Origin of the sequence: Paraburkholderia sp. SOS3, assembly GCF_001922345.1 — a bacterium.
Lineage (GTDB): Bacteria > Pseudomonadota > Gammaproteobacteria > Burkholderiales > Burkholderiaceae > Paraburkholderia.
Map to the genome: position 1 here is coordinate 806,645 of NZ_CP018811.1, position 13,339 is coordinate 819,983.

Below are 13,339 nucleotides of genomic sequence, written 5' to 3' on the forward strand. Positions count from 1 at the left end.
GCCAGCCCAGCCGATGGATGCAACTCGCGATCGGCGTCATCTGCATGGGCCTCGTCGCGAATCTTCAGTACGCATGGACCCTGTTCGTCGAGCCGATGAATGCCGCGCATCATTGGGGTCTCGCATCGATTCAAACCGCTTTCTCCATTTTTATCGTCACCGAAACGTGGCTCGTGCCGATTGAAGGCTATCTGGTCGACCGCTTCGGGCCTCGTCCCGTCGTGATCGGCGGCGGCATTTGCGCGGGCCTCGGCTGGATACTCGATGCGTACGCGCCGAACCTCGGCGTGCTCTATCTCGCCGCGGTGATTTCGGGCGTCGGCGCGGGCTGTGTGTATGGCACCTGCGTCGGCAATGCGCTCAAGTGGTTTCCGGACCGGCGCGGTCTCGCCGCCGGCCTGACGGCCGCCGGCTTCGGCGCGGGCGCCGCGCTGACCGTGATTCCGATCGCGTCGATGATCGAGCATTCGGGCTACCAGCACGCGCTGATCTTCTTCGGCTGCCTGCAAGGCGGCGTGATTCTGCTGCTCGCGACCATGCTGGTGCGCCCGCAGCCGCCCGAGTTCGCGCGCAATGTCAGGCGCATCGTCGCGACCAAGATCGACTATACGACGGGCGAAATGGTCCGCGCGCCGGTGTTCTGGGTGCTGTATGCGATGTTCGTCTGCGTCGCGACGGGCGGCATCATCGCGACCGCCCAGATCGGTCCGATCGCGAAGGAGTACGGCTTCGCCGAAACGCCGATTGCGTTCTTCGCCGCGACCTTGCCGCTGCTCACGCTCACGCTGTCGATCAACAACGTCTGCAACGGCTTCACGCGCCCGATTTGCGGCGCGATCTCCGACCGCATCGGCCGCGAGAACACGATGTTCCTCACGTTCCTCGGCGAAGGACTCGCGCTGCTCGGGCTCATGCACTTCGGTCACAACCCGTATCTGTTCATGACGTTCTCCGGGCTGATCTTCGTGTTCTACGGCGACATCTTCTCGAACTTCCCGGCGACCTGCGCGGACACGTTCGGCGCGAAATACGCAGCAGGCAATGCGGGCACGCTGTACACGGCGAAGGGCACGGCCGCGTTGCTGGTGCCGGTCGCCTCGCTGTTGTCCGAGCATGGCGGCTGGAACACGGTGTTCATCTTCTGCGCGTGTATCGCGATCGCGGGCAGCGTGTCGGCGAAGTTCGTGCTCACGCCGATGCGGCAGCGGTGGATCGAGAATTCGGCGAAGGAGAGCGAGCGGCTCGCCTATGCCGCCGGCTCCAATGCGGCCAACGCTCGTAGTACCTACCGGCCGACGCCACTGGGGTCCAACGAGTAATGGACGACGCAACCTTGACGTTGCCGGCGTCGCCGGCCTCTTCGGAGGCGCGTGCGGCGCCTTTTGCGCTCTCGCTGCAGCCGCTGAATCCTGGCGCGTCGCTGCGCGATCTCGCGTATGCGAAGCTGCGTCAGGCAATCGCGGAAGCCGACATTTACGGCTCGCGCGAACCGATCCGGCTCGACGAACGCACGATTACCGAAGCGCTCGGCGTAAGCCGCACGCCGATCCGCGAGGCGATGACGCTGCTCGAGCAGGAGGGTTTTCTGCGCGCGGTGCCTCGGCGCGGCGTGTTTATCCGGCGCAAGACGCGCCGCGAGATCGTCGAGATGATCCAGATGTGGGCGGCGCTCGAAAGCATGGCGGCGCGCCTCGCGACGCTGAAGGCCACCGACGACGAGATCGCCGACCTGCGGCGCCTGTTCGACCGCTTCCGCGACGCGCAGCAGGCGCCTGCGCGGCATATCGACGAATACTCGGAGGCGAACATCACGTTTCACGAGGCGCTCGTGAAGCTGTCGAAGTCGCATTCGATCGCGCACACGATTCGCAACGTGTTCGCGCATGTGCGTGCGATCCGCAAGCTGACGATTTCGCAAAGCGACCGCGCGTCGCGCTCGATTACCGATCACATGCAGATCATCGAGGCGCTCGAAGCGCGCGACACCGAAGGCGCGGAACGGCTCGCGCGGCAGCACTCGCTCGAGCTCGCGACCTACGTGGACGGGCATTGCGACTTCCTCGAGTGAGGCGGGGTAGAAAGTTCGAGAATGGATTGACCAGCGCGTGTCGGTCGCGCGCCGAAACGGCCCTGACGGGCCTTTGTTTGTGGCAATGTGATATATCACATTCCAGATATCGTCAGACGTCTTGTTGTGCTGCACAAAAAGTCAGCGAAAGGAGCAGGCCACTGAAATTATTGGAGTTTTTATGGGAAGGCCGTCAGCGAAAGGTGAGATTTGTCGGCTTTCATGCTGCGTAAGCCAACGCCCTAAGGGCAAAAAGCTATTGAATCCAACTTGGTGTGTGATATATGGTATATCACAGTGCTGCGAAGAGTCCGACCGAAGGTCCTCGGGCACCGATTGCCAACACACGAGACGCGACGGCCTAAACAGTCATAACGATCTGGAGATGAGTGAATGTCTACTGTTGAAATTGCGCGCCCTGATGCCACGACCGCTCAGGGGAGCGACCAAGCCGCCACGACCGACGGCTTTCACCTTGTCATCGATGCGCTGAAGCTCAACGACATCGATACGATTTTCGGTCTCGTCGGCATTCCGATCACCGACCTCGCGCGTCTCGCGCAGGCCGAAGGAATGCGTTTCATCGGCTTTCGTCACGAGCAGAACGCGGGTAATGCGGCCGCGATTCACGGCTATATGACGCAAAAGCCGGGCATCTGTCTGACGGTGTCGGCGCCGGGCTTCCTGAACGGTCTGACTGCGCTGGCCAATGCGACGACGAACTGCTTCCCGATGATCCTGATCAGCGGCTCGAGCGAGCGCGAGATCGTCGACCTGCAGCAAGGCGATTACGAAGAGATGGACCAGCTGAACGCAGCGAAGCCGTATGCGAAGGCCGCGTACCGCGTGCTGCACGCCGAAGACATCGGCGTTGGCGTGGCGCGCGCGATTCGCGCAGCCGTGTCGGGTCGTCCGGGCGGTGTCTATCTGGACCTGCCGGCCAAGCTGCTGGCGCAAACCATCGACGCCGTGAAGGCGAAGCAGTCGCTCATCAAGGTCGTCGACGCCGCGCCGCGTCAACTGCCGGCCCCGGACTCGGTCAAGCGCGCGCTCGACGTGATCAAGGGCGCGAAGCGTCCGCTGATTCTGCTCGGCAAGGGCGCCGCGTACGCGCAGGCCGACAAGCAGATTCGCGAGCTGGTCGAGAAGAGCGGCATTCCGTATCTGCCGATGTCGATGGCCAAGGGCCTGCTGCCCGACACGCATGAGCAATCGGCGTCGGCCGCGCGCTCGTTCGTGCTGCAGGAGTCGGACTGCGTCGTGCTGATCGGCGCGCGTCTGAACTGGCTGCTCGCGCACGGCAAGGGCAAGACCTGGGGCGCCGCACCGAAGCGCTTCGTGCAGATCGACATCGCGCCGACCGAAATCGACAGCAACGTCGCCATCGAGGCGCCGCTGATCGGCGACATCGGTTCGTGCGTCTCGGAACTCGTCGCCGGCATGGGCACGAGCTTCCCGAAGCCGCCGTCGGAGTGGATCTCCGCCGTCACCGAGAAGAAGAACAAGAACCTCGAAAAGATGGCCGCGACGCTGGCAAAGAATCCGTCGCCGATGAGCTTCCACAGCGCGCTGCGCGCCATCCGCGACGTGCTGAAGACGCGTCCCGACATCAACGTCGTCAACGAAGGCGCGAACACGCTCGACTACGCGCGTGCCGTGATCGACATGTACGAACCGCGCCGCCGTTTCGACTCGGGCACGTGGGGCATCATGGGCATCGGCATGGGCTTCGCGATCGGCGCGGCCGTGACGAGCGGCACGCAAGTCGTTGCGATCGAAGGCGATAGCGCGTTCGGTTTCAGCGGCATGGAACTCGAAACGATCTGCCGCTACGACCTGCCGGTCTGCACGATCGTGTTCAACAACAACGGCGTCTACAAGGGCACCGACGTGAACCCGACCGGCGGCAAGGACGTCGCGCCGACCGTGTTCGTGAAGGGCGCGCGTTACGACAAGATGATCGAAGCATTCGGCGGTGTCGGCTTCAACGCGACGACGCCCGAAGAATTGACCAAGGCACTGCAGGAAGCGATCAAGTCGGGCAAGCCCACCCTGATCAACGCAGTGATCGACGAAGCGGCCGGTACCGAAAGCGGCCGATTGACCAACCTTAACCCGCAAAGCGGCGTGAAGAAGTAAGCCCCGGCCCACTGGAGAAGACGAATGAGTAATAAACCCCTTGAAGGAATCAAGATCATCGACTTTACGCACGTTCAGGCCGGTCCGGCGTGCACGCAGTTGCTTGCGTGGTTCGGCGCGGACGTGATCAAGGTCGAGCGTCCGGGTTCGGGCGACGTCACGCGTAACCAGCTGCGCGACATTCCCGATGCCGACGCGCTGTACTTCACGATGCTCAACAGCAACAAGCGCTCGTTGACGCTCGACACGAAGACGGCAGCGGGCAAGGAAGTGCTGGAAAAGCTGATCAAGGAATCGGACGTGCTGGTCGAAAACTTCGGCCCGGGCGCGCTCGACCGGATGGGTTTCTCGTGGGAACGCATCAACGAACTGAATCCGAAGATGATCGTCGCGTCGGTGAAGGGCTTCAGCGACGGCCACCACTACCAGGACCTGAAGGTCTATGAAAACGTCGCACAGTGCGCAGGCGGCGCCGCTTCGACGACCGGCTTCTGGGACGGCCCGCCGACGGTCAGCGCCGCAGCGCTCGGCGACAGCAACACCGGCATGCACCTCGCGATCGGCATTCTGACCGCGATCATCGGCCGCCAGCAGACGGGCAAGGGCCAGAAAGTGGCCGTGTCGATGCAGGACAGCGTGCTGAACCTGTGCCGCGTGAAGCTGCGCGACCAGCAGCGTCTCGATCGCCTCGGCTACCTCGAAGAGTATCCGCAGTACCCGCACGGCACGTTCAGCGACGTGGTGCCGCGCGGCGGCAACGCGGGCGGCGGCGGCCAGCCGGGATGGGTGCTGAAGTGCAAGGGCTGGGAAACCGATCCGAACGCATACATCTACTTCACGGTTCAGGGCCACGCGTGGGAGCCGATCTGCCGCGCAATCGGCAAGCCGGAATGGATCGACGATCCGAACTACAAGACGGCCGAAGCGCGTCAGCCGCACATCTTCGATATCTTCGCGACGATCGAAGGGTGGCTCGCCGACAAGACGAAGTTCGAGGCCGTCGACATCCTGCGCAAGTTCGACATTCCGTGCGCGCCGGTGCTGACGATGAAGGAACTCGCGAACGACGAATCGCTGCGCGCGAGCGGCTCGATCGTGGAAGTGGACCATAAGGTGCGCGGTACGTACCTGACGGTCGGCAGCCCGATCAAGTTCTCGGATCTGAAGCCCGAAATTACGGGGTCGCCGCTGCTCGGCGAGCATACCGACGAAGTGCTGGCGGAGCTCGGTTATAGCAACGACCAGATCGCATCGATGCGCGAAGCGCGTGCGGTTTGAACGCCGCATCGGTAACACGCAGCAGGCAACACGCTGTAGGTAACACGCTGTAGGTAACAAGCATCAAGCAGCAAACGGCCGCCGTTCCTTTTTGCATCAGAAGCAGAAAACCGGAACGGCGGCCGAACAATGAACGAGAGACACTGGGACATCGTGCTCGCAACGCGGGCATCGCCCACAGCCCCGGACGACAGACTATGGCCCCCACCATCGATTTTGAACAGCTGGTCAATGCAATCGGCGACGCCGTCATCGTCTCCGGTCCGGACGGCGCGATCACGCTATGGAACCCCGCAGCCGAGCGCATGTTCGGCTTCACGCAGGAAGAAGCGCTGGGCAAGTCGCTCGATCTGATCATTCCCGAGCGGCTGCGCGGCCGCCACTGGGAGGGCTACAGCAAGACGATGGCGACCGGGCAGACCCGCTACGGCCACGATCTGCTGAAAGTGCCGGCTGTCGACAAGGCGGGACGCGCGATGTCGATCGCGTTTACGGTTGCCCTATTGCATGCGCCCGATGGCGCGGTGAGCGGCATCGTTGCGATCATCCGCGACGAAAGCGTGCGCTTTGCCGAAGACCGTGCGCTGAAGAAGCGCGTGGCCGAGCTGGAGGCAAAAGCGGGCGCCTGATGCGCTAGCAGTGAAGCACGGTCCATTGCCCCCGATGGACCACTGCGCGGGCCGGCATACGGGCCGCACCTGAAAGACCGCCGAACGACCGTACCTCGGCGGCTGACCGACCATTTGACAACAGGATTTCGGACCTTGCGAAGGCATGCCGCCGGCGCAAGGCGCGAGCGGCTGCGCGCGCGATGCGTGCAATCGCGCGGCATTCCGCGCGCCGCAGAACAGGATTTGAAACGTCGATTGGGAGCATTGCCATGCCGATGATGATTGGAGTACCGCGGGAGCGCTATCCGGGCGAGCGTCGTGTCGCATTGACGCCGGAGGTGATCGGGCATCTGTCGAAGCTCGGTTTTAACGTAACGGTCGAGACAGGCGCGGGCGAACTCGCTGCGTTTTCCGACGATTCGTATCGCGCCGCCGGCGCGCAGATCGCCGAAAACGCAACGGCGCTGCACGCAGCAGCCGACATCGTGCTGAAGGTGCGCGCGCCGTTGCCCGAGGCCGCGGGCGGTGTCGATGAAATCGCGCTGCTGCGCGAAGGCACGACGCTGATCTGCTTTATCTGGCCCGCGCAGAATCCGGAGCTGCTCGAGCGGCTGTGCGCGCGCAACGTCACCGTGCTCGCGATGGATTGCGTGCCGCGCATCTCGCGTGCGCAGAAGATCGACGCGCTGAGCTCGATGGCGAATATGGCCGGCTATCGCGCCATCATCGAAGCCGCGCATCAGTTCGGCCGCGGATTCATGGGGCAGATCACGGCGGCAGGCAAGATCGCGCCGGCGAAAGTGATGGTGATCGGCGCCGGCGTCGCGGGGCTGGCCGCAATCGGCGCGGCACGCAGTCTCGGCGCGATCGTGCGCGCCTTCGACACGCGGCCGGAAGTACGGCAGCAGGTCGAGAGCATGGGCGCCGAATTCCTCGAGCTCGACTACGAGGAAGACGGCAGCGGGACCGGCGGCTACGCGAAGGAAATGAGCGCCGCGTTTATCGAAGCGGAAATGGCGCTGTTTGCCGCGCAGGCGAAGGAAGTCGACGTGATCGTGACGACCGCGCTGATTCCGGGCAAGCCCGCGCCAAAGCTCATCACGAAGGACATGGTGCGCAGCATGCGCTACGGCAGCGTGATCGTCGATCTCGCGGCCGAGCAGGGCGGCAACTGCGAATTCACGCAGCCTGGCGTGACGGCGCAGGCCGAAGGCGTGACGGTGATCGGCTACACCGATCTGCCATCGCGGATGGCGACGCAATCGAGCCAGCTGTACGGCACGAACCTGCGGCATCTGCTTACCGACATGACGCCGGAAAAGAACGGCGAGATCGTCGTCAACCTCGATGACGAAGTGATCGCCGGCATGACCGTGATCCGCCACGGCGAAAACAAGTGGCCCACGCCGAAGCGCGCGGCGCCGGCGCCCGCGCCTGCTGCGGCAGCGAATGCAGGGGCGCCGCAGCCGAAGCAGGGGGGCCACGGTGCGGGCGCCGCGGTGACCGAGGAACAGCGGCGCCGCGCCGCGACGCTCGGCATCGTCGGACTGATCGTCGCCGCCGTGCTGATCGTCGCCTTGGGCGCGGTCGCGCCGCCCGCGTTCGTCGCGCACTTCACCGTGTTCGTGCTGGCGATTTTCGTCGGCTACCAGGTGGTGTGGAACGTGACGCCGGCGCTGCATACGCCGCTCATGAGCGTCACCAATGCGATCAGCGGGATCATCGTGATCGGCGCGCTGCTGCAGGTCGGCACGCCGAACTCGCTCGTCGTCGTGCTTGCGGGTCTCGCGCTGCTGATCGCCACGATCAATATCGCGGGCGGGTTTCTCGTGACCCAACGCATGCTGAACATGTTCCAGCGCGGCGAATAAGGAGACCGACATGCAAATCGGAACAAGCAGCGGAATCGGCAGCATGGCCTATCTGGCCGCAAGCGCGCTCTTCATCTTGAGCTTGCGCGGCCTGAGCCACCCCGCGTCCGCACGGCGCGGCAATCTGTATGGCGTGGCCGGCATGGCGATCGCGATCGTCACGACGCTATGGCTGTCGGGCGGCGCTGCGCTGCCGGTCGTCGTCGCGCTGATGGCGATCGGCGTCGCGGGCGGTGCGGTGCTCGCGCGGCGCGTCGAGATGACGCAAATGCCGCAACTCGTCGCGGCCTTGCACAGCTTCGTCGGCCTCGCGGCGGTGCTCGTCGCGATCGCGAGCTATCTGTCGCCGGCCGCGGAGAATGCGGCGAGCTTCAGCGGCGCCGGGCAATCGATCCACGACGTCGAAATCTATCTTGGCGTGTTTATCGGCGCCGTGACGTTCACCGGATCGATCGTCGCGTTCCTGAAGCTGCAAGGCACGATCGGCGGCAAGCCGCTGATTCTGCCGATGCGGCATCTGCTCAACATCGTCGGCATACTGGCGTGCGTTGCGCTCGGCTATCTGTTCCTGACGGCGCCGCAGCCTGCGCAAGGCATCGGACCGCTGCTGACGATGACCGCGATCGCCGCGCTGATCGGCGTGCATCTCGTGATGGCGATCGGCGGCGCGGACATGCCGGTGGTCGTGTCGATGCTCAACAGCTACTCGGGTTGGGCGGCGGCGGCGACGGGCTTCATGCTCAGCAACGATCTGCTGATCGTGACCGGCGCACTGGTCGGATCGAGCGGCGCGATTCTGAGCTACATCATGTGCCGCGCGATGAACCGCAAATTCGTGTCGGTGATTTTCGGCGGCTTCGGCACCGTGTCGACGACGGCCGCGGCCATCGAAGGCGAAGTCGTGCCCGTCTCGGTCGATGAAGTCGGCGCGCTGTTGCGCGATGCGACGGAAGTCGTGATCGTGCCCGGCTACGGCATGGCGGTCGCGCAGGCGCAAACGACGATCAGCGAGATCACGCGCAAGCTGCGCGACAAGGGCGTGAAAGTGCGCTTCGGCATTCACCCGGTCGCCGGTCGCCTGCCTGGTCATATGAACGTGCTGCTCGCGGAAGCGAAGGTGCCGTACGACATCGTGCTCGAAATGGACGAGATCAACGACGACTTCAAGAGCACCGACGTCGTGCTCGTGATCGGCGCGAACGACATCGTGAATCCGGCCGCGCTCGAGGATGCGGGCAGTCCGATTGCCGGCATGCCGGTGCTCGAGGTGTGGAAGGCGAACACCGTGATCGTGTCGAAACGCAGCATGGCGAGTGGCTACGCGGGCGTCGACAATCCGCTCTTCTACAAGGAGAACACGCGGATGCTGTTCGGCGACGCGAAGCGCAGCGTCGAGGCACTGCTCGCGCAGTTGAGCGCGTGAAGCGGACCTATGAATCTGGACACATGAACCCGCAGACATGAACCCGGGCACGTGAAGTCGAGCACGCGTCATGGAGCGGATAAGGCCGGGCACTGAGAATCCTTATCCGCTTCGCAAAAACAGGCCCCTTTTGACTGGAGATTCTCATGCACATCGAAACGCTTGGACGATATCAACTCGTACTGTCGGCGATGCAGTCGATTCAGAACGGCGGCTGGACCGCGTACGCAGCGGTGCGCACCATGTCGACGCAGACCGCTGAGGATGCCGAGATCCTGCCGTATCAGCGCGTGGAGAGCGACACGCTCTATGCGAGCGAGGCCGCGGCGATCGAAAGCGCGCGCAGCGCGGCGTTGCAGGCGATCGCATCGGGCGCGAAGGTCGCGGCAAGCGGCGCGATGTGACGATCGCGGGCGCGCTTCGCGTGTGCCCGTGCGCGTCGCGCGAGACGCGCGAATAGTGTGGGCGATTGCCTTGGGCGCGGGCTCGTGAGTGCCTAAGCTGTCCGATGTGCTGCGCCCGTGCGGGCAGCGCTACCGACGGGGCCGCGCCATGACCATTGCGCAGAGAATCATCGACTCGCACCTCCATTTCTTCGATCACACGCAAAACCGGCATCCGTTCTTCGAACGCCGCGATCCGGGGTTCGAAGCATTCGTCGGCAATTACGATGCGCTGCCGCGCTGCTATCTGCCGGCCGACTATCTCGCCGATGTCGCCGGTGCGGATGGCGAATATCGCGCCGAAGGCGCGGTCTGGCATGAGTTTCTTTCGACGGACGCCCACAAGGAAGCCGCCTGGGCGCAACAGATCGCCAACGAGAGCGAGCGCTCGGGGCTGCGTATCGCGTTGTGCGCGCTTGTCGAGTTCCTCGACCCCGAACTCGAATCGAAGCTCGACCAGTTCGCGAGCCTGCCGAACCTGACCGCGGTTCGCGAGCATGTGATCTGGGACGACACGAACCCGCTCAGGCGTTTTTCGACGCATCCGCACGTGATGCGCGACCCGGCATGGCGCGAACGGCTCGCTTTGCTAAAGCGCTATGACCTCAAGTGCGGGTTATATGCATTCGCGCATCAATTGCCCGATGTCATCGAAGTGGTGCGCGCGAATCCCGACATCGGCTTCACGTCCGCCTTGATGGGCTGGCCGCTCGATCTTTCGGACGCAGGCTTCGCGAGCTGGAAGCGAAGCCTGACCGAACTGGCCGCATGCGATAACGTACGGATGGACATTTCCGCGCTCGAATGCCTGTTCGGCATGCAATGGCAGGTGGACGAAGCAGCGCGATGGGTATCGACGACAATCGAAACGATCGGCGTGTCGCGCTGCATGTTCGGCAGCCATATGCCGATCGCGGGGCTTTCTGTCGGTTTCGCCGAGGTCTATCGACGCTATGCCGAGATGCTCCGGGCGTTCTCGGCGAACGAAGCCGACGAGATGTTCTACGGCGTCGCGAACCGCTGGTTCATGCCGTCCTCCTGAGCGTCAGGCGCGTTGTGCACGCTGTCCTGCCGTTGCGCGATAAACCGTTCGCATGCGTCTGCATCCGACCACCACGGGAAGAACGACGGCGGATCATCGAAGCCGTTGACGATCGCGCTCGCGATCGCCGGCGACCGCACCGCTGCATCGAGCAGGCGCAAACGATACTGCGGCGGCGGCATCAGCAGCGAATTCGTCCACTGCGTGACCGCCTGCGCGTACGTCCAGTAGCGTTCGAAGGTTTGCTCCATCCAGTCGCGTGTGAACGGCGCATCGCCATGCGCGAGAATCGCGTCGAGATAAACCTTGCTCGCGTGCGTGGCGCTGCTCGAGCCTTGACCCGAAATCGGATCGTTGGTCACAACCGCGTCGCCAAGCCCGAAGACGTGGCGCCCCGATGGCAATTGCAGCACCGGCTTGCGCACGACGGGCGCGAACGCGCCGCTCAGCACGCCGCGCGCGTCGGTCAGTTCCGCGCGCTTCGCGCGATCGGCCTCACGCGGCAGCCAGGTACGCAACAGCTGTTTGGCCGCATCGAGATGTTCGCCCGGCGTGAGCGCTTGGCGCCCCATATCGAAGGGCCCCTGCGGAATGCCTTCGAAGAACATGATGTGGCACGGTCCGCTTAGCGTGAGCGCCGGCATCACGAAGTATTCGCCGACCGACGGGACGACGTTGAATGAAACCCGCGCGTAATCGTCCGCCTCCGTGAGTCCGTGCACATAGGTCAGCGAAAGCACTCGCTGCGGCGCATCGAACGTCGAACGCGATGCATCGCGTTCGAACAGTTGCACGACCTCGCCCTTACCGGCGGACACGATCACGAGATCATGCGTATCGGCCAGCGCTTCGAGCTCCGCAACGCCGGCTTTCTGGACCAGCACGCGCGCACCGCGCGATTCGAGCTGCGCGAGCCACGCGGACATCTTGATACGCTGATCGACCGACTGTGCCGGCCGATCGAGCCGCGCCTTCCAGTCGATCAACGGACCGCCGCCCGGATCGGGGCTTTGCAGCGAGAACGAAATGCCGTCGACCGGCGGACACGTTGCGTCCCAATCGTCGATGCCCAGATCGCGTTCGATCTGCAGCGCCGCGCCGAACATGCATTGCGAGGACAGCACATTGCCGCCGCGAATCTGATCCGGCGTGCGATCCGATACGACGGTCACCTCATAGCCCTTGTCGAGCAGTCCGAAGGCGAGCGGCAAGCCCGCCTGGCCCGCGCCCACAATCGCGATTCGATGCATTCGACTTCTCCTCCGTTAGTCAGCGTTCGAAGCTACCTAACAATGGGGCATCGGCGATACAGACGATACGAAAGCATCGACAGGCCAGCGAACCCGCGGCGATGTTATGAGGAACGCTGAACGGCCGAGCATGCCGGCCGTGCGAGGTGCGAGGTGCGAGGTGCGAGGTGCGGCATCCGGCAGGCGGCCGCAGAAGAAAGACTAACGCGCGGTTTCGTGGACCCCGGCATCGACCGCCTCGTCGAGCGCGGCGCGCGCGCAGGTCTCGTCGGTCACGAGCCCGGAGAGCCAGCCGCCCTTGAGCGCCGCAATGATGGCCGTGCGCTTGCGTTCGCCGCAGGCGAAGCCGATCGTGGGCCGCTTCGGCGGGGAAACAGGACGAATACTGGTTACGCGCCGTTCGGTAGGCGATTCGATACGCGCGCCGTCCGCCGAAATCGGCAAGCCGTGCAGTTCGGCGACCGCGCCGACCTGCATCAACTCGGCGACTTCATCGGACGTGATGAACCCGTCTTCGTACAGCGGACACTGCGGCCCGATATTGCCGATGCCGACGAACGCGACATCGGCTTCGCCCGAAAGCGATTCGACGATTCGATAGAGCCGGTGATTGCACCACTGCGCGCGTTCCGCTTCGCTATCGGCGATCAGCGGAGCAGGCAACAGAAAGTATTTGCCGCCGGTCTTTTCCGAGATGTGAAGCGCGACGTCGTAACGATTCGACGAGCCGTCGTGCGCGATCGCGCCGACCATCGACACGAGCCGATGCTGCGGCCGCTCGAGTTGCGCGACCTGGTCGACCACGGCCTTCAGCGTTCGCCCGCTGCTGACCGCGACGACCATCGGCCTTTCCTCGCCGAGAAACCGCTCCATGACCTGCGCGCCGGCGACCGCGAGCTTGCGGTCGATTTCTTCCTGCGTATCGTTGTCGACGGGCACGACTTCGCACATCGACAGCCCGTAGCGTTTCGATAGCTCATCGGCGAGCGCGAGGCACTCGGCGAGCTGATGATCGACGCGCACGCGAATCAGGTTCTTCTCGACCGCGAACGCCACGAGCCGCTGCGCGACGGGCCGCGACACCTGCAGCTTCTCGGCGATCTCGTTCTGCGTGTTGCCGGCCACGTAGTAGAGCCAGGCGGCACGCGTCGCGAGATCGAGTTTTTCGCTGGACTTGGGCACGATGAATGGATGCGAGGGCTTCAGCCTGACAC

At 64.0% G+C, this 13,339-nt stretch carries 11 protein-coding genes; 9 read left to right on the forward strand and 2 right to left on the reverse strand.

Going from position 1 to position 13,339, the window contains the following annotated elements; all coding sequences use genetic code 11:
• Window positions 1–17: 17 nt before the first annotated feature.
• The 9 genes from oxlT (at window position 18) to BTO02_RS03715 (ending at window position 10,875) form a co-directional block, all read left to right on the forward strand.
• Window positions 18–1,319 carry an oxalate/formate MFS antiporter gene (gene oxlT, locus BTO02_RS03675; protein ID WP_075155884.1) on the forward strand — a complete coding sequence of 434 codons (1,302 nt, stop codon included), beginning with the start codon at window positions 18–20 and terminating at the stop codon, window positions 1,317–1,319.
• Complete coding sequence (locus tag BTO02_RS03680; RefSeq protein ID WP_075155885.1) at window positions 1,319–2,068, forward strand: GntR family transcriptional regulator; 750 nt, start codon at window positions 1,319–1,321, stop codon at window positions 2,066–2,068. The genes oxlT and BTO02_RS03680 overlap by 1 nt, the downstream gene beginning before the upstream one ends.
• A 393-nt stretch (window positions 2,069–2,461) precedes the next feature.
• Window positions 2,462–4,207, forward strand: coding sequence for an oxalyl-CoA decarboxylase (gene oxc, locus BTO02_RS03685; protein ID WP_075155886.1), 1,746 nt, complete (start codon window positions 2,462–2,464; stop codon window positions 4,205–4,207).
• Window positions 4,208–4,231: 24 nt separating this feature from the next.
• Window positions 4,232–5,485 (forward strand): formyl-CoA transferase, encoded by a 1,254-nt coding sequence (gene frc, locus BTO02_RS03690; RefSeq protein WP_075155887.1) that lies wholly within the window; start codon window positions 4,232–4,234, stop codon window positions 5,483–5,485.
• 197 nt (window positions 5,486–5,682) lie between these two features.
• Window positions 5,683–6,114 (forward strand): PAS domain S-box protein, encoded by a 432-nt coding sequence (locus BTO02_RS03695; protein ID WP_075155888.1) that lies wholly within the window; start codon window positions 5,683–5,685, stop codon window positions 6,112–6,114.
• A 251-nt stretch (window positions 6,115–6,365) separates the two neighbouring features.
• The gene (locus tag BTO02_RS03700) at window positions 6,366–7,967 is read left to right on the forward strand and encodes a Re/Si-specific NAD(P)(+) transhydrogenase subunit alpha (protein WP_075155889.1); all 1,602 of its coding nucleotides are present in this window, start codon (window positions 6,366–6,368) and stop codon (window positions 7,965–7,967) included.
• A gap of 10 nt (window positions 7,968–7,977) precedes the next feature.
• Window positions 7,978–9,390 (forward strand): NAD(P)(+) transhydrogenase (Re/Si-specific) subunit beta, encoded by a 1,413-nt coding sequence (locus BTO02_RS03705; protein ID WP_075155890.1) that lies wholly within the window; start codon window positions 7,978–7,980, stop codon window positions 9,388–9,390.
• Between the two features lie 146 nt (window positions 9,391–9,536).
• Window positions 9,537–9,794, forward strand: a complete 258-nt coding sequence (locus BTO02_RS03710; protein ID WP_075155891.1) for a hypothetical protein — start codon at window positions 9,537–9,539, stop codon at window positions 9,792–9,794.
• Window positions 9,795–9,942: 148 nt separating this feature from the next.
• A complete protein-coding gene (locus BTO02_RS03715; RefSeq protein ID WP_075155892.1) occupies window positions 9,943–10,875 on the forward strand; it encodes an amidohydrolase family protein in 933 nt (310 codons plus the stop codon).
• On the opposite strand, the gene BTO02_RS03720 is transcribed toward BTO02_RS03715, so the two are convergent.
• Both BTO02_RS03720 and BTO02_RS03725 read right to left on the reverse strand, forming a co-directional pair.
• Window positions 10,836–12,125 (reverse strand): styrene monooxygenase/indole monooxygenase family protein, encoded by a 1,290-nt coding sequence (locus BTO02_RS03720; RefSeq protein ID WP_075155893.1) that lies wholly within the window; start codon window positions 12,123–12,125, stop codon window positions 10,836–10,838. The genes BTO02_RS03715 and BTO02_RS03720 overlap by 40 nt on opposite strands.
• A gap of 201 nt (window positions 12,126–12,326) precedes the next feature.
• A complete protein-coding gene (locus BTO02_RS03725; protein ID WP_075155894.1) occupies window positions 12,327–13,307 on the reverse strand; it encodes a sugar-binding transcriptional regulator in 981 nt (326 codons plus the stop codon).
• Between the last annotated feature and the right edge of the window lie 32 nt (window positions 13,308–13,339).